At 70.3% G+C, this 16,331-nt stretch carries 16 protein-coding genes; 6 read left to right on the forward strand and 10 right to left on the reverse strand.

Going from position 1 to position 16,331, the window contains the following annotated elements:
* Nucleotides 1–64: 64 nt before the first annotated feature.
* Nucleotides 65–1,255: an MFS transporter gene (locus QFZ29_RS08020; RefSeq protein ID WP_306893643.1), complete on the forward strand. Its 1,191-nt coding sequence runs from the start codon at nucleotides 65–67 to the stop codon at nucleotides 1,253–1,255.
* 46 nt (nucleotides 1,256–1,301) lie between these two features.
* Nucleotides 1,302–2,168 (forward strand): DUF3097 domain-containing protein, encoded by an 867-nt coding sequence (locus tag QFZ29_RS08025; RefSeq protein ID WP_306893644.1) that lies wholly within the window; start codon nucleotides 1,302–1,304, stop codon nucleotides 2,166–2,168.
* Nucleotide 2,169: 1 nt separating this feature from the next.
* Here QFZ29_RS08025 and QFZ29_RS08030 read toward each other — a convergent pair whose 3' ends face one another.
* Both QFZ29_RS08030 and QFZ29_RS08035 read right to left on the reverse strand, forming a co-directional pair.
* Entirely contained in the window at nucleotides 2,170–3,261 is a 1,092-nt protein-coding gene (locus tag QFZ29_RS08030; protein WP_306893645.1) for a VIT1/CCC1 transporter family protein, read from the reverse strand.
* A 168-nt stretch (nucleotides 3,262–3,429) separates the two neighbouring features.
* Nucleotides 3,430–3,906: an Lrp/AsnC family transcriptional regulator gene (locus tag QFZ29_RS08035; RefSeq protein ID WP_129520635.1), complete on the reverse strand. Its 477-nt coding sequence runs from the start codon at nucleotides 3,904–3,906 to the stop codon at nucleotides 3,430–3,432.
* 108 nt (nucleotides 3,907–4,014) lie between these two features.
* On the opposite strand from QFZ29_RS08035, the gene QFZ29_RS08040 reads away from it, so the two are divergent.
* Entirely contained in the window at nucleotides 4,015–5,283 is a 1,269-nt protein-coding gene (locus QFZ29_RS08040; RefSeq protein ID WP_306893646.1) for a trans-sulfuration enzyme family protein, read from the forward strand.
* 15 nt (nucleotides 5,284–5,298) lie between these two features.
* Here QFZ29_RS08040 and QFZ29_RS08045 read toward each other — a convergent pair whose 3' ends face one another.
* Entirely contained in the window at nucleotides 5,299–7,098 is a 1,800-nt protein-coding gene (locus QFZ29_RS08045; RefSeq protein WP_306893647.1) for a DEAD/DEAH box helicase, read from the reverse strand.
* Between the two features lie 62 nt (nucleotides 7,099–7,160).
* Between QFZ29_RS08045 and QFZ29_RS08050 the strand changes: the two genes are divergently transcribed.
* Nucleotides 7,161–7,946, forward strand: a complete 786-nt coding sequence (locus QFZ29_RS08050) for an SGNH/GDSL hydrolase family protein (protein WP_306893648.1) — start codon at nucleotides 7,161–7,163, stop codon at nucleotides 7,944–7,946.
* Here QFZ29_RS08050 and QFZ29_RS08055 read toward each other — a convergent pair.
* Together QFZ29_RS08055 and QFZ29_RS08060 are read right to left on the reverse strand one after the other, a co-directional pair.
* A complete protein-coding gene (locus QFZ29_RS08055; protein WP_306893649.1) occupies nucleotides 7,928–9,220 on the reverse strand; it encodes a D-alanyl-D-alanine carboxypeptidase family protein in 1,293 nt (430 codons plus the stop codon). The genes QFZ29_RS08050 and QFZ29_RS08055 overlap by 19 nt on opposite strands.
* Nucleotides 9,221–9,230: 10 nt before the next feature.
* Nucleotides 9,231–10,037, reverse strand: a complete 807-nt coding sequence (locus tag QFZ29_RS08060) for a TrmH family RNA methyltransferase (RefSeq protein WP_306893650.1) — start codon at nucleotides 10,035–10,037, stop codon at nucleotides 9,231–9,233.
* A 150-nt stretch (nucleotides 10,038–10,187) separates the two neighbouring features.
* On the opposite strand from QFZ29_RS08060, the gene QFZ29_RS08065 reads away from it, so the two are divergent.
* Nucleotides 10,188–10,970: a Sir2 family NAD-dependent protein deacetylase gene (locus QFZ29_RS08065; RefSeq protein WP_306896659.1), complete on the forward strand. Its 783-nt coding sequence runs from the start codon at nucleotides 10,188–10,190 to the stop codon at nucleotides 10,968–10,970.
* A gap of 31 nt (nucleotides 10,971–11,001) precedes the next feature.
* Here the strand turns inward: QFZ29_RS08065 and QFZ29_RS08070 are convergent, their stop codons facing one another.
* The gene (locus QFZ29_RS08070; protein ID WP_306893651.1) at nucleotides 11,002–12,099 is read right to left on the reverse strand and encodes a glycosyltransferase family 4 protein; all 1,098 of its coding nucleotides are present in this window, start codon (nucleotides 12,097–12,099) and stop codon (nucleotides 11,002–11,004) included.
* Entirely contained in the window at nucleotides 12,096–12,989 is an 894-nt protein-coding gene (locus QFZ29_RS08075) for an alpha/beta fold hydrolase (RefSeq protein ID WP_306893652.1), read from the reverse strand. Before QFZ29_RS08075 ends, QFZ29_RS08070 begins: the two co-directional genes overlap by 4 nt.
* 112 nt (nucleotides 12,990–13,101) lie before the next feature.
* Here QFZ29_RS08075 and QFZ29_RS08080 point away from each other — a divergent pair, with 112 nt between their 5' ends.
* A complete protein-coding gene (locus QFZ29_RS08080) occupies nucleotides 13,102–13,803 on the forward strand; it encodes an exonuclease domain-containing protein (RefSeq protein ID WP_306893653.1) in 702 nt (233 codons plus the stop codon).
* A gap of 68 nt (nucleotides 13,804–13,871) precedes the next feature.
* Here the strand turns inward: QFZ29_RS08080 and QFZ29_RS08085 are convergent, their stop codons facing one another.
* From QFZ29_RS08085 to glgA, 3 genes are all read right to left on the reverse strand, one after another.
* The gene (locus tag QFZ29_RS08085) at nucleotides 13,872–14,120 is read right to left on the reverse strand and encodes a type B 50S ribosomal protein L31 (RefSeq protein WP_129520626.1); all 249 of its coding nucleotides are present in this window, start codon (nucleotides 14,118–14,120) and stop codon (nucleotides 13,872–13,874) included.
* A gap of 122 nt (nucleotides 14,121–14,242) precedes the next feature.
* Nucleotides 14,243–15,028 carry an ABC transporter ATP-binding protein gene (locus tag QFZ29_RS08090; RefSeq protein ID WP_129520625.1) on the reverse strand — a complete coding sequence of 262 codons (786 nt, stop codon included), beginning with the start codon at nucleotides 15,026–15,028 and terminating at the stop codon, nucleotides 14,243–14,245.
* Nucleotides 15,029–15,087: 59 nt separating this feature from the next.
* Nucleotides 15,088–16,275 carry a glycogen synthase gene (gene glgA / locus QFZ29_RS08095; protein WP_306893654.1) on the reverse strand — a complete coding sequence of 396 codons (1,188 nt, stop codon included), beginning with the start codon at nucleotides 16,273–16,275 and terminating at the stop codon, nucleotides 15,088–15,090.
* Between the last annotated feature and the right edge of the window lie 56 nt (nucleotides 16,276–16,331).

Here is a 16,331-nt window from a genome sequence, read left to right on the forward strand (position 1 = left end):
ATCAGGAATACAGTGAGCGTGTGGCTGAGACACGATCTGCCGCGAACACCCCCCGGGGCCAACCATGAAGCGCCCGCCGCCGACTGAGCGGCTGTTCACGCCGCAGTTCATCGCGCTCGGGGTCTCCGACCTCGCGTACTTCACTGCTGTGGGCGTGTCGATCTTCGCCCTGCCCCTCTACGTGACCGGTCCCGTCGGCGGGGACGAGATCGGTGCCGGGTTCGCCTTCGGCGTGTTCGCGGTGTCCGCGCTCGTGCTGCGACCCTTCGCCGGCCGAATCGTCGACGTCTACGGCCGTCTGCCCCTCCTTCTCGGGGGCGCACTGCTCGCTGCCGGCAGCCTCGCGCTCATCGCAATGGCCGAGAACCTGGTCGCGATCATCGCGCTGCGCCTGCTCGCCGGGGTTGCCGAGGCCGCCTTCTTCGTCGCCGGCTTCGCAGCGCTCGCCGATCTCGCACCGGCCAAGCGGTTGGGCGAGGCGCTGTCCTACAACTCCCTCCGCCTCTATCTCGGCATCGCGCTCGGCCCGCCGCTCGGCGAGGTTCTCGTGCAGACTTGGGGATTCGGCATCGCCTGGCTGGGCGCGGCAGTGCTCGCGGTGCTCGCCGCAGCGCTGACGCTGCTGATCGGGGAGACCCGGGAGGACACCTCGGCCGACTCGTCGCCCGATCTCTCGCCTCGCCGGTTCATCCATCGGCCTTCCATCCCGATCTCGATCGGATTCATCACGTCGCTCGTCGCCGTCGGCGGGTTCCTCGCCTTCGCCTCCCTGCATGCGGTGCGCGTCGGCCTGAGTCAGGCGAGCCTTGCGCTGTTCGTCTACGGCGGCGTCGTCGTGGTGTGCCGGATCGTATTCGCGCGCGTGCCCGACCGGTTGCCCTCGCTCCCGCTCGGCGCCGCCGCACTCGGCGTGATCGGCACCGGGCTCGGTCTCATCGCAGTCTGGCAGGCTCCGGCGGGGATGCTGGTCGGCGTCGTCATCATGGCCGTCGGCGTCTCATTCTGCACCCCTGCGTTCTTCTCGGCGATCTTCTCGACGGCGACGCCATCGCAGCGAGGTGCCGCTTCCGGCACCGCCAGTGCGGCCCTCGACCTGGGGCTCGGGCTCGGGCCGATCGCGCTCGGCTTGGTCGCCGGCCCATTCGGGATCCCGTGGGCCTTCGGCGTCGGCGCGGCCATCGCCTTCGCGGGTGGCATCTGGACGCTGTTCCTGCAGCGCCGCACCCGTCAGCGGCAACCGGTCGACGTCGCCTGAGCGCGTCGTCACGACAACGGTCGCCGACGTCCGTTAGCCTCGACCGGTGCCTGCTACGCCCCATGACCCCATCGGCCACGACCGGTACGGCGGCGATGTGCTCGCCGGCGACTGGAGGGCGCGCGGCCGCCGCACGATCCCCGTCATCGAGGCCGAGCGCGACCTCGTCGTCGAGCTCGCGAGCAGCGGCTTCTGCGGTGCGGTCGTCGCCGTCGAGAAGCAGACCGTGACCCTCGAAGATCGGTTCGGCGCACGGCGCATGTTCCCGCTCGGGCACGGATTCCTCGTCGAGGGGAGCCTGGTCGAGCTCGTCATGCCGAAGCCCAAGGCGCCGGCGGGCCGGCTTCGCACCGCCTCGGGCTCGTTCGCGGTCGCATCGGCTCCGGCGAAGGTCGCGTTGCCGAGCCGGATCTTCGTCGAGGGCCGCCATGACGCCGAGCTCGTCGAGAAGGTGTGGGGCGCCGACCTCCGCATCGAAGGTGTCGTCGTCGAGTACCTCGAGGGTGTCGACGTGCTCGCCGACGTGCTCGACGAGTTCCGGCCGGGTCCCGGCCGCCGCGTCGGCGTGCTCGTCGACCACCTCGTGCCGGGATCGAAGGAGCAGCGCATCGCCGACGCCGCCCGGCGCGGGCCGCATGGCGCGCACGTGCTCGTGGTGGGGCATCCGTACATCGACATCTGGCAGTCCGTGAAGCCGGCACGTCTCGGCCGCGATGCGTGGCCCGAGATTCCCCGCGGCATCGAGTGGAAGCACGGCATCTGCGAGGCGTTCGGCTGGCCGCACGAGGAGCAGGCCGACATCGCCCGCGCCTGGCAGCGCATCCTCGGCAGGGTGCGTGGTTACGGCGACCTCGAACCGGCGCTGCTCGGCCGGGTCGAGGAGCTCATCGACTTCGTGACGACGGCGCGCTGACTCAGGCGATCGTCGTTCCGAAGGCGAGCCCGAGCAGGTAGGTAACCGCGGCGGCGCCGAGTCCGATGGCCAGCTGCCGCAGCGCTCGCTTCAGCGGCGACGCACCCGAGAGCAGGCCCACCGTCGCACCAGTGGCGAGCAGGGCGATGCCGACGAGCACGGTCGCGGTGACGATGGCGACGGTACCCGTCAGGCTGAAGAGGTACGGCAACACTGGGATGAGTGCACCCGACGCGAAGAAGAGGAAGCTCGAGACTGCGGCCGACAGGCCCGTGCCGATGGCTTCATCGTCGTGGTGGACGACGGTGAGCGAGTCGGTGGGAGCCGCGGACTGCTCGGCTGCGTGGACGCGAGCGACGACGAGAGCGGCGTGCTCGATCGCCTCCTGCTCCTGCATGCCGCGCGCGCGGTACACGAGGGCGAGTTCGTTGGCGTCGATGTCGAGGTCGGGCAGGGCCTCGCGAGCGGTGGGATCGGGGGCGGATGCCTCGAGCAGTTCACGCTGGGACCGCACCGAGACGTACTCGCCGGCGCCCATCGAGAGCGCTCCTGCCAGGAGGCCCGCGATCCCCGTGAACAGCACGACGGCCGCGGGAACGCCCGTCGCCCCGATGCCGAGCACGAGAGCCAGGTTCGAGACGAGCCCGTCGTTCGCGCCGAAGACGGCCGCGCGGAACGATCCGGCCAGGCGGCGCCGGCCGCGCGAGGCGAGCCCGCGCACGACTTCGCCGTGGATCCGTTCGTCAGCGGCCATCGCCGCCGTCGCATCGGGATCGGTCGCATAGGGAGACCGCGCTTCCGCGCGTTGCGCGAGCGCGAGCACGAAGATCGAGCCGAAGCGACGGGCGAGGGCCGTGAGCATGCGCGTGCGCATGTCGGCGCGGGGCGTGCCGGCGTCATCGCCGTCGAGCAGCGCGAGCCAATGCGCCTCGTGGCGTCCCTCCGCGGCGGCGAGGGCGAGGAGGATCTCGCGTTCCTCGCCATCGCGGCGCGCTGCGAGCTCGCGGTAGACCGCAGCCTCGGCGCGCTCGTCGGCGAGGTAGCGGCGCCACCTGGCGCGGTCGCCCGCCGATCCGTTCGGCTGCTCGGTCACTCGTGCTCCATCCGTTCACCGGAGGCTCGGGCGGTCCGCTCGGCGCCCGCCCGCCCCGTCGCGTTCACGCCGCGTTCGCGGCCGTCAGCCACGATATCGGCGCGATCATGGTGGGGCGCGCCCGCTGGGCAGAACTGGCAGGTTTTCGGAATGCCGAACGGCGGCACGTCAGCCGACGAGGCGATTCCACCCGTCGCCGTCGACGTGCTCGAAGATGAGATTCGTCTCGGTGTGTGCCACCGCCGGATGTCCCGTGAGGTGATCGAGCACGAACTGGCGCAGCTCCTCGGCATCGCGAGCGGCAACGTGGAGGAGGTAGTCTTCGGCGCCTGCCATGTGGAAGACCCCGATCACGCCGGGCAGGTGCGGTACCTGCGCGCGGAACGCGTCGATCTCGCTGCGATCGTGCTTCACGAGCCGGATCGCAATGAGCGCTTGCAGCGACACGCCCAGCGAGGCGAGGTCGACCTCGACGCGGTACCCGCGCACGGTGCCGAGCGCCTGCAGCCGCCGCAGACGAAGCGATACGGTCGACTCGGCGACGCCCACCTCGGCGGCGAGAGCAGCACCCGAGGCGCGTGCATTCGCGGAGAGCGCCTGGAGGAGCGCCCGGTCGACGCGATCGAGTTCGGGTTTCTGCGCCACGGCGGGCCTCCTGGGAAGTTGAATGCAGAACATTCGAGGTTTGAAGCGTATCGTATGGATCCTGCAAGTCTGTTTGCTGAATCGTGCAGAATCTGTTTGATTCGACCCATGCAGACATCGTCGTCGCACCTCGAGACCCGCGCCGTGCACGGCGGCATGGCGGGCGTTCGAGAAAGCGGATCCCACGTGCCCGTCATCGACTTCTCGACCACCAATCCGCTCGGATCGGTCGAGGCCGGAGGCCTCTCCTACGAGGAACTCGCCACTGGTCATGAGCTCGGCGAAGGTCGTTCGGCGGTCTACCAGCGCCTCTGGCAGCCCGGCGTGGCACGTTTCGAAGACGCACTCGCGGGCCTCGAAGGCACCCAGGGTGCGGTGGCCTTCGCGAGCGGTATGGCCGCGCTCGCGGCGACGCTCATCGCTACGGCGTCGGCGGGCCGACCACACGTCGTCGCCGTGCGTCCGCTGTACGGCGGCACCGACCATGTGCTCGCGAGCGGTCTGCTCGGCACTCGCGTGACGTGGGCGGATGCCGCGGGCATCGCCGATGCGATCGAACCCGACACGGGTCTCGTCATCGTCGAGACGCCCGCGAACCCCACACTCGAACTGCTCGACCTGCGTGCGATCGCGGATGCCGCCGGCTCGGTGCCCGTGCTCGTCGACAACACCTTCGCCACCCCGGTGCTGCAGCGGCCGGTCGAGCATGGCGCGACGCTCGTGCTGCACAGCGCGACGAAGTATCTCGGCGGCCACGGCGACGTCATGGGCGGGATCGTCGCGGGCGACCAGGAGTGGATGGGGCGGCTGCGACAGGTGCGAGCGCTCACCGGCGGACTGCTGCATCCGATGGGCGCCTATCTCCTGCACCGTGGCCTGCGCACACTGCCGCTGCGAGTTCGCGCCCAGCAGGCCACCGCCGAGGTGCTCGCCAGGCGACTCCTCGAACACCCGGCGGTCGCGCACGTGCGCTACCCGGGGCTGCCGGGCCAGGACCCCTCGGGACTCATCGGTACGCAGCTCGACGGACCGGGATCGATCATCGCGCTCGAGCTCGTGGGCGGATATCCGGCAGCCGCACGATTCACGGAGTCGTGCGACCTCGTGACGCACGCGGTCTCGCTCGGCGGTGTCGACTCGCTCGTGCAGCACCCCGCCTCCCTCACGCACCGGCCTGTCGCGGGTGAAGCCAAGCCCGGTGCGGGCGTCGTGCGTCTCTCGATCGGCCTCGAACACGTCGACGACCTCACGGCCGATCTCATGACGGCGCTCGATGCAGCGGCTGAACTGGACGTTCCTGGCCCAGGCCGAGCTGCGGCATCCGTCGTGCCCGATGCGTCGATCGGCACCGTACGAGAAGCGGCGGCCGCTCGCTGACTCCCGCCGGCCGTCTCAGCGACTGCCGAGGCGACGTCGCAAGAGCTCGATGCGGGCCTGCAATTGCGTGACGCTCGCTTGCGCGACGGCAGGCCCCCCGCAGACGCGCCGAAGCTCGGCGTGCACTTGCGAGTGTGCCTCTCCGGTGTGCCTCGCCCAGAGTCCGACGAGGCTGTTGAGGAGCGAACGCTGCTCCTTGAGCGTGCGATACAGCGCAACGGGTTCGGGCTTCTCTTCTTCAGCGACCTGTCGTCGTCGCTCGCCCGCTCGCCGGGACTGCCGTGACTGCCGGTGCCGCAGCAGCTCGGCGACCTGCTCGGGCTCGAGGAGCCCGGGGATGCCGATGAAGTCGAACTCCTCGTCGCTGCCGGGTTCCGCGAGCGTGCCGAACTCGGTGCCGTCGTAGAGCACCCGGTCGAAGGACGCGTCGGATCCGATCGCCTCCCACGCGCCGAGCCCGGCCTCCTCTGACGCGCGTTCCTCGCGGTTCGCGGCGTTCAGCAGCTCGTCGTCGAGGAGCCCGTCGTCGTCCTCATCGCCGCCCCGACGGTCGAGCGCGTGATCGCGCTCGAGCTCGAGCTGAGCCGCGAGCGCCATGAGCCCGGGCACGTTCGGCAGGAACACCGATGCGGTCTCACCGCGCCGCCTCGCCCGCACGAAGCGGCCGATCGCCTGCGCGAAGAAGAGGGGCGTGGAGGCGCTCGTCGCGTAGACGCCCACGGCGAGCCGTGGCACGTCGACGCCCTCGGACACCATGCGCACCGCGACCATCCACCGCCTCGTGTTGCCCGAGAACTCCTCGATGCGCGAGCTCGCCTCCTTCTCGTCGGAGAGCACGACCGTGACGGGCTCGCCGCAGATCTCCTCGAGGATCTTGGCGTAGGCGCGCGCCGTTGACTGGTCGGTCGCGATCACGAGCCCGCCGGCGTCGGGGATCCCGTGCCGCACCTCGGTGAGCCGCCGGTCGGCTGCGCGCAGCACGGCCGGAATCCACTCCCCGGTGGGTTCGAGGGCCGTGCGCCACGCCGACGAGGTGATGTCTTTCGTGTTGTCCTCGCCGAGCTTCGCCTCCATCTCGTCGCCGGCCCTCGTGCGCCACCGCATGTGGCCGGCATAGACCATGAACAGGACCGGCCGCACGACACCGTCGTGCAGTGCTCGCGCATAGCCGTAGTTGTAGTCGCTCTTCGAGACGCGCACCCCGGCGGCGTCGGGCTCGTATTGCACGAACGGGATCGGCGCGGTATCGGAGCGGAACGGCGTGCCCGTGAGCGACAACCGCTTCGTCGCCGGCTCGAACGCCTCACGGATCGCGTCGCCCCACGACAGCGCGTCGCCACCGTGGTGCACCTCGTCGAGGATCACGAGGGTGCGGCCCGAGAGCGTGAGCTCCCGATGCAGGGCCGGCCGCATGGCGACCTGGGCGTAGGTCACGACGACCCCATGGAAGTGCCGGGCGCTGCGGCCGTGGGCATTGCGGAACCCGGGATCGAGGCGGATGCCGGCGCGCGCCGCGGCATCCGCCCACTGTCGCTTCAAATGGTCGGTGGGCGCGACCACCGTGATGCGGTCGATCACCCGGCGGGCGCGCAACTCGGCCGCGAGGCGCAGGGCGAACGTGGTCTTGCCGGCGCCCGGCGTGGCGGCAGCGAGGAAGTCTCGGGGCTGTTCGGCCAGGTAGAGCTCGAGGGCTTCGGCCTGCCACGCGCGCAGCTTGCTCGCCGTGCCCCAGGCGGCGCGCTCGGGGAAGGACGGGGAGAGGTGCTCGGCGGCCGAGGTGCCCGGCAGGGGGCCGGAAGGGGTCGCGGTGCTCACTGGATTCGAGGCTACCCGAGGCGGCCGACATCCTCGAACCACGACGAGTGCAGAATGGAACCATGGTCACGCAGCAGCACCCCTGGTCTCGCTATGTCGCCATCGGCGATTCGTTCACCGAGGGCATCGGCGACCCAGATCCCAACGTGCCGGGCGGCCATCGGGGCTGGGCCGACCGGGTTGCCGAGGTGCTCGGCCAGGGCGTCGAGGATTTCGCCTACGCGAATCTCGCGGTGCGCGGCAGGCTCATGCAGGAGATCATCGACGAACAGCTCGAGCCCGCGCTCGCGTTGCACCCCGACCTCATCACGATCTCCGCCGGCGGCAACGACGTCATTCGCCCTGGCACCGATCCCGACGAGATCGCCGGCAGGTTCCAGTACGCGATCGAGCGGCTCTCACGCGATCGTGCGACGATCGTGATCTTCACGGGAGTGGATGTCGGCTTCTCCCCCGTGTTCCGCGGCATCCGCGGCAAGGTCGCGATCTACAACGAGAACCTCCGCACGATCGCCGCGAAGTACGACTGCATCGTCGCCGACCTGTGGGCGCTCACCACCATTCAAGACCAGCGCATGTGGGCGCCCGACCGCCTGCACCTCAACTCCCTGGGCCACCACACGGTCGCGCGCATGGTGCTCGCCGCGCTCAACGTCGAGAACTCGCTCGAGCCGCTGAAGCCCGAGCCCCTGCCCCTCAGCACGTGGCGCCAGGCTCGCGCCGGAGATCTCGCTTGGGCCCGGGAGTACCTCGTGCCCTGGGTGCTCCGCCGGGTGCGGCACCAGTCGTCGGGCGACTTCGTCACGGCGAAGCGGCCAGACGCCGGGCCCTACTCGCGCGGCGACTGAGCCCCGGCCTCGAGTGCGCCGGGATTCGACAGTCGCCACCAGGCGCCCGGATCCTCGATCGCCGCGTCGAGTTCGAGCGCGACGACGATCTCCTGCGTGCCGGCTCTGACCGTCGCCGTGCCGACCTCGGCGCCGCTCGCCGCGACGGTGACGGGAGCGGCCACGACCTCGACGTCGACCGGGGTGTCGCTCCAGATGACGACGGATGCCCCTTCCACCGCGCGTGCGCGGGCGGTGTCGCCCCACGCCGTGGAGTACGACGCCAACTCCTGGCCGGCCTCGAGTGCCGTGACCTCCTGGAATCCGGGTGCGATGCTGTCGAGGAGCGCGGCGATGGCCTCATCGAGCACGGTGTGGTTCTCTCCCCCGAGCACCACGCCGACGACCGTGACGACCTGCGAGCCGACCGGGTAGTCCGCGGAGAACAGCAGGTTCGCCGCGTCGTCGGTCGTACCGGTCTTGATGCCGTCGACGCCATGGGTGCCGAGCAGCTTGTTCGAGTTCTTGACGGTGCCGATCACAGGCAGGTCCATGCTCTGCGTCGCGACGAGCTCGGAGACCGTGGGATCGGCGAGGGCGATCTCCCCGAGTTCGACGAGCTCGGCCGGGGTGCTGACGTTGTCGAGGGAGATGCCGCTCGAATCGACGAGCCGGGTGTTCTCGAGCCCGTGTTCGTCGAGCCAGCCCTGTGCGGCATCGAGGAACGCCTCCATCGACCCGTAGGCCCAGGTCGCGAGCGAGATCGCGTAGTTGTTCCCCGATGCGAGGAGCATCGCCGCGAGGCTCTGCCGCTCGCTCAGTGTGGTGCCGGCACTCACCGGTGCGACCGAGCCGTTCTCGGCGACGACCTGCCAGTAGAGATCGACGTCGGCCTCGGTGTACTCGATGCCGGGGCCCTCTTCGCCCGGGGCGAGCGGTTTGGCCTCGAGGATGAGCAGTGCCGTGACGATCTTCGTGATGCTCGCGATGGGCATGAGCGACTGGTCGGGGCTCGCGGCGAGCAGTCCGTCGAAGCCGACGGCGCCGACCGCGTAGCCGCCGAAGCTCGGCAGTGCGAGCGGCTGCGCGGCTGCCACGATGGGCTCGGGAGCCGACACCGCCGGCTGCGCCGCGGGGATCGGAGCGCCGAGCGTGTTGCCCGCGTACATACCGCCGGTGAGCAGCAGGGCGAGCACCACCGCGAGCGAGCCGAAGACGACGATGCGTCGCCGCCGGTAGGTCGTGGTGCGATCGGGTCGGCGCTCGCGTTCGAGGGTCGGCAGTTGCGGTGACATCCGTTCGAGCCTAATCGTCGGCGCTGAGCGCGTAGAGCACGACGGCGGCCGCCGCCGCGACGTTGAGGGAGTCGACACCGTGCGACATCGGGATCGTGACGACCGTGTCGGCCGCGGCGAGTGCGTTCCGGCTGAGCCCGTCGCCCTCGGCGCCGAACACGACGGCGAGTCGGGTGGGCGGATCGGCCGCGAGTGCCCTCAGCGAGACGGCCCCGTCGGCGAGGGCGAGCGCGGCGATGGCGAAGTCGTGGACTCGCAGCATCCGCTCAGCCTCAGGCCAGTCGGGCAGTCGGGTCCACGGCACCTGGAAGACCGTGCCCATGCTCACGCGAACGCTCCGGCGATACAGCGGGTCGGCGCAGCGAGGGCTGACGAACACCGCGTCGGCGCCGAGCGCCGCGACCGAGCGGAAGATCGCGCCGACGTTCGTGTGGTCGACGATGTCCTCGAGCACCACGACCCGGCGGGCGGCCCTGAGCAGCTCCGCTGGATCGGGCAGTTCGGGTCGCTCGAACGCGGCGAGGGCCCCGCGGTGCACGCGGTACCCGGTGATCGCCTCGAGCTGGTCGGGGTCGGCGAGGTGCACCGGGATGTCGAACGGAGCGAGGGCCTCCTGCAATCCGGGCAGCCACTTCTCCTCCATCAGCACCGAGCGCGGCCGGTGCCCCGCGGCGACCGCCCGGCGGATGACCTTCGCCGACTCGGCGATGTAGAGCCCTCGCTCGGGCTCGGTGGCACTTCGCAGGGTCACGTCGGTCAGCCGCGCGAAGTCGGCGACGGTGTCGGATGCCGCGTCGCGGACTCGTTCGATGTGCATGGGTCTCCTCGCTTCCAGCCTGCCAGTGCACGAAACATTCCGGTAAACCGACACGTCTAGAATCAGACCACCGTCGAAGGGAGACGCGTGTCAATCGGCACCGGAGTACCCGTATCGACCGACGCCCTGCTCGAAGAGGCGATCGGCCTCATGCGGGGCGCGCGCGTGGCCGTTCTCACGGGCGCCGGCGTGAGCACCGACTCGGGGATCCCCGACTATCGCGGCGAGGGTGCGCCCGTGCGCACGCCGATGACGGTGCAGGCCTTCCTGGCCTCTGAGAACTCGCGCAAGCGGTACTGGGCCGGCAGTCACCTCGGATGGCGCAGCTTCGGCAGCGCCCGGCCGAACACCGGACACCTGGCCCTGGCGAAGCTCGAAGCGGGCGGGGTCGTCTCAGGCGTCGTCACGCAGAACGTCGACGGACTGCACCGCCGCGCCGGCAGTCGTCACGTCGTCGAACTGCACGGCAGCATGGATCGCGTGCTGTGCCTGAGCTGCGGCCAGCACTATGCGCGCCAGGCGATCGCCGACCGGCTCACCGAGCTGAACCCCGAGATCGACCTCGGCACCACGATCCGGCTCGCTCCCGACGGCGACGTGCAGGTCGACGACGTCGAAGCCATGGCCATCCCCGCGTGCACCGTATGCGGCGGGGTACTGAAGCCCGACGTCGTCTTCTTCGGCGAATTCGTGCCGGCCGACATCTTCAAGGCCGCGGCGTCGCTTGTGCAATCGGCCGAGGTCCTGCTCGTCGCGGGCTCGTCGCTCGTCGTGAACTCGGGCATGCGGCTCATCGAGCAGGCACGCCGGCGACGGCTGCCCATCATCGTCGTGAACCGGGGCATCACGAAGGGCGACAGCCGCGCCGTCGTGAAGATCGACGCCGGCGCGAGCGAGACGCTCACCGCCATGGCCGACGCGCTGTTGGCGTGACGCCGCGCCGCGCCACCTGTGCGCGGGGAGTTCAGGCGCTGGTGCGTCGGCGCCGGGGTGATTGGGGTGCGACCGTGCGCCGCATGAGGTCGAGCAGCCGCTCGGCCGACTCGCTCCAGGTGTACCCCGCAGCGGCTTCGACTGCTGCAGCCGAACGACGCTCCCACTCCCCCTCGCGCTCGAGCGCCCACAATGCGGCCACGAGCCCCTCGGGATTGTCGGGATCGAAGAACAGGGCCGCCGCGCCGCCGATCTCGCGGAAGATCGGGATGTCGCTCACGACGACGGGCGTGCCGAGTCGCATGGCCTCGACGAGCGGGATGCCGAAACCCTCCGCCCGCGAGGCCGTGACGAGGGCGGTGGCGCCGGCGAGCAGCTCGGCGTACTCGGCATCCGTCACGCCGTCATGGAAGACGAGTCTCGCTTGCGGCGCGAGCCTCGTGAGCCTGGTGCGCTCGACTGGCGTGATGCGGCTCAGGAGGTGCAGCTCGTGGTCGGGCAGCGCGGCGACGGCGCGCACGAGCGTGTCGACGTTCTTGTAGGGCATGAACGAACCCATGTAGAGGAGCCGATTCGCGGCCGGCCTGCGCCGGGGAAGCTCTGGGCGGCCGAGGCCGTCGGCGGCATTCGGCACGACCGTCACCGGGCGATCGGCGAGGTGATGCTCACGGATGAGGTCGGCGGTCGTCTGCGAGACGGTGACCACGGCATCGGCGCGATTCAGCAGCATCCGCTGCGGCCACCAACCGAGGTGGTAGAGCCGCCACAACAGGCGCACGGCGAGCGGCAGGTCGCGCGGCGGGGTGCGGTTCTCGTAGTAGATCAGATCGTGCACCGTGAGCAGGAGGCGGTAGTCGCGCCCCCACGAGCCCATCGTCTGCATAGGCGTGAAGACGAGATCGGGCCGGAGCTTGTTCACCTGCAGCGCCACGAACGGTTCACGGATGCTCGTGACCGGGCTCACGAGCTGCCACGGCAACGGCGGCAGCATCTCGAGTTGCCGGTGGTCGCTGATCAGCATGGTGAGCGGATGCCGCTTGCCGAGCTCGGTCACGATGCCGGCCGTGAACCGGCTGATGCCGTCGTGCTGCCCGATGCGGATGTACCGGCAGTCGACGACGAGCCTCACGCGCGTGCTCCGGAGCGCAGGAACTTCTGGATGCGCGCCGCGGCGTCGCCGGGGGTCTCGTAGTGGATCAGATGGCCGACCTCGGGGATGACCTCGAGCGTGGCATTGGGGAACAGCGTGGCGAGCCGGTGCTGGGCAGCGATCGGAGTGACGTCGTCGCGCTCGGCGGCGACGAGGAGCGTCGGCACCTCGATCTGCGGGGCGTATTCGCGCACGTCGTGGCTCACGGAGGCCTGAAACGCCTCGAGCACGGCGTCGCGATCGCCGAACGCCGAGAAGTAGCGATCGTGCTGGTCGTGGATCCAGCGGCGCAGGGTCTTCGACCGGGTCTTCGCCATCGTCACACTCATGACCCGGACGATCGCTCCATTGCGCAGCAGTGCGAAGCCCGCGCGCTCGGGCAGAGCGGCCGCCATGCGGTAGTAGAACACGGCGAGTCGGGTCATGACGCCGCGGGAACCCTCGAGGGCCGGTGCGCCGATCGGGTTCACGAGCACGAGTCGCTCGGGCGCGAGACCCCCGGCCACCGCCGCGGCAGCGACGATGGAGCCGAATGAGTGGCCGAGCAGCGCGAAGCGGCCCTCGATGCCGACTGCGGCGAGGAACCCCGTCAGCCAGGCCGCGTAGCCGTCGATGTCGTGGCGCCGGTCGGTGAGGTTGGCTGAGCCGCCGAAGCCCGGCAGGTCGGGCGAGACGATGCGGAATCCGGTCAGTTGCGCGACGACCGGCTCGAGGCCGTGGTGGTCGCCGCGGAACCCGTGCACGAGCACGAGCACGGGAGCGCGCTCGTCGCCGTATTCCCACCAGGCGGTCTCGGTGCCGGCCACGTCGGTGCGGTGCTCCCGCACGGGAATGCGAGCGAGCTGCTCTGCGTACGGGGAAGCGATCATCCTCGCCATTCTACGGGCGCGAGCTGGACGACAGCGCCCGCTCAGCAGCGGATGCCGCGGACACGCGAGCGGCTCCCCCGCTGTTGACGGTGGCCGCCCCTAGCCTGTCGACATGGATGACACGACCGCAGCTCCCTGGGCCGACACGCTGGCCGTCTTCGACCTCGAGACCACCGGCATCGACGTCGAGACGAGTCGCATCGTCACCGCGTACGTCGGCGTGCTCGGGCGCGACGGCGAGGTGATCGAGCAGCGCGACTGGATCATCGACCCCGGCGTCGAGATCCCCATGGCGGCATCGATCATCCACGGCGTCACCACCGAGCGCGCGCGCCTCGAGGGGCAGGCACCGCCCGTCGCCGTCGCCGAGATCATCGCGGCCCTCACCGGGGTCGCGGGCCGCGGCCTGCCGATCGTCGCGTACAACGCCGCCTACGACCTGACCCTGCTCGATCGCGAAGCGCTGCGATACGGCCTCACCGCGCTGCCGGTGCCCGGTGCCGTCGTCGACCCGCTCGTCATCGACAAGGCCGTCGACCGGTATCGACGCGGCAAGCGCACCCTCTCCGCGACGGCGGAGCACTACGGGGTCTCCCTCATCGACGCCCATGACGCCGGCGCCGACGCCGTGGCCGCCGGCCGGGTCGCCCAGGCGATCGCCCGAGCCTTTCCCGAGCTGGCGACGACCGCCGTGGCGGCGCTGCATGCCCGGCAGGTCGACTGGAGCCGCGAGCAGGCCGAGAACTACCAGGCGTGGCGGCGGGCGAACGGCAGTCCCGAGTTCACCACATCGGGCGAGTGGCCGGTGCGCTGAGCAGCGGAATCGCTCGCAGGCACGACGAAAGGCGGGCGACCTCGGTCGCCCGCCTTTCGTGTCGGCTCTTACTGGCCGAAGCCCTTGAAGCGCTTGTTGAACTTCTCGACGCGACCGGCCGAGTCCATGATGCGCTGCTTGCCCGTGTAGAACGGGTGCGACTCCGACGAGATCTCGACGTCGATCACCGGGTAGGTGACGCCATCGAGCTCGATCGTCTTGTCGCTCGAGACCGTCGAACGGGTGAGGAACGTGGCACCCGAAGCGAGGTCGCGGAAGACGACGGCGGCGTAGTCGGGGTGGATGTCGGTCTTCATGGAGACTTCCTTGTTGATCGGATGGTGACTTCGGACCTGCCGAGACGCAGCGCGCGCAGACAGGAAAGCGTGATGACCCTCGGGCCAGCTACCGATTCTAGCAGAATCGTCGCAAGCGTACGTCAAGCGGCGCGCGCGACGAATCGCCCGCTGGCCTCGCTGAGCTCGATCGGGATCCCGAACGTCTCGGTGAGGGTGTCGGACGTGAGCGCGTCGTCGAGCGGACCGGCCGCGACGACCCCGCCGTGGGCGAGGAGCATCGCGTGCGTGAAGCCGTTCGGGATCTCCTCCACGTGGTGGGTCACCATCACGATTGCCGGCGAAGAGGGCGACGAGGCGTAACCGCCGAGGAGCCCGACGAGCTCTTCGCGCGCACCGAGGTCGAGGCTTGCGGCCGGCTCGTCGAGAAGGAGCAGCTCGGGGTCGGTCATGACCGAGCGGGCGATCTGGACTCGCTTCTGCTCGCCGTCGGAGAGGCTGCCGAAACGGCGCTCGGCGAAACCCTCGAGGCCCCACTCCTTCAGCACCCGCTGCGCACGACGGAGGTCGACGGCCTCGTACTCCTCGTTCCATCGGCCCATCACCGAATAGGCGGCCGTGAGCACGACGTCGAGCACGGTCTCATTGCGCGGGATCTTCCGTGCCATCGCGGTCGACGCGAAGCCGATCATCGGCCGGAGCTCGAACACGTCGGTCTTGCCGAGCGACTCCTGGAGCACGTCGGCGGTGCCCTTCGTGGGATGCATCCCGGCGGCGGCGATCTGCAGCAAGGTCGTCTTGCCTGCGCCGTTCGGGCCGAGAATCACCCAGCGCTCGTCGGAGTCGACGCTCCACGTCACCCCGTCGAGAATCGAATTGCCGTCGCGGACCACCGACACATCGCGGAACTGCAGAACCGTACTCGCCATGGTCCCAATGCTATCGGGCACGAAGTGGGCTCCCGACGCGCACGTGCTCCGCCGGCGGGCTATCGAGCCAGAACGGCCGCGTACACCTCGCGAGTGCGGCCGGCGATCGCGTCCCAGGCGAATCGCGCCTCGGCGCGCAGTCGACCCGCTTCGCCCATGGCCCGCGCACGCGCCGGATCGGCGACGACGCGGGTGAGTGCGGCGGCGAGGTCCTCGACGAAGCGATCGGGATCGAGAGGCGTGCCGGTGCCGTCGTCGGCCTGCTCGATCGGCACGAGCACGCCGGTGACGCCGTCATCGACGACCTCGGGAATGCCGCCGGTCGCCGTGCCGACCACGGGTGCGCCGCATGCCATCGCCTCGAGGTTCACGATGCCGAGCGGCTCGTACACCGAGGGACAGACGAACACCGTCGCGGCCGTGAGCAACGCGGTGAGCTCGGCACGCGGCAGGTGCCGATCGATCCAGACGACGCCGCTGCGCTCGGCGCGCAGGGCTTCGACGAGCGCGGTGACCTCGGCCATGATGTCTTCGGTGTCGGGCGCGCCCGCGCAGAGCACGAGCTGCACATCTTCAGGCAGCAGGCGCGCGGCGCGAAGCAGGTACGGCAGCCCCTTCTGGCGGGTGATCCGGCCCACGAAGATCACCGCCGGGCGGTCGGGGTCGACACCGAGCGCGCGCACCGTGTCGGGATCGTCGAGCGGCCGCCAGTCCTCGAGGTCGATGCCGTTGTAGACCACCTCCACGCGGGCGGGGTCGATCGACGGGTACGCACGCAGGATGTCGCGGCGCATCCCCTCGCTCACGGCGATCACCGCGTCGGCGTCTTCGAACGCCGTGCGCTCGACCCAGGAGGAGACCCGATAGCCGCCGCCGAGCTGTTCGGCCTTCCACGGGCGGAGCGGCTCGAGGCTGTGCGCCGTCACGACGTGCGGAACGCCGTGCAGTCGCTTCGCCGTGAAGCCGGCGAAGTTCGCGTACCAGGTGTGCGAGTGCACGAGGTCGGCTCCGGCGGCGTCGCTCGCCATCAGGAGGTCGACCCCCATCGTGCCGAGCGCCTGGTTCGCGGCGGCGAACTCCGAGGGTGCCGGATAGCCGAACGTGCCGGCCTCGTCGCGTGGTGCACCGAAGCAGCGCACCACGACCTCGAGATCGCGACGCAGGGCACGCACGAGCTCGGCGACGTGCACGCCGGCTCCTCCATAGACCTCGGGTGGGTACTCGCGGGTGAGCAGGTCGACGCGCATGGTGCAACGCTAGCGCAGCGGCATCCGTCATGCTCCGACTTCGGTGCCCGCAGGGG

Origin of the sequence: Agromyces albus (assembly GCF_030815405.1) — a bacterium.
Taxonomy (GTDB): Bacteria; Actinomycetota; Actinomycetes; order Actinomycetales; family Microbacteriaceae; genus Agromyces; species Agromyces albus_A.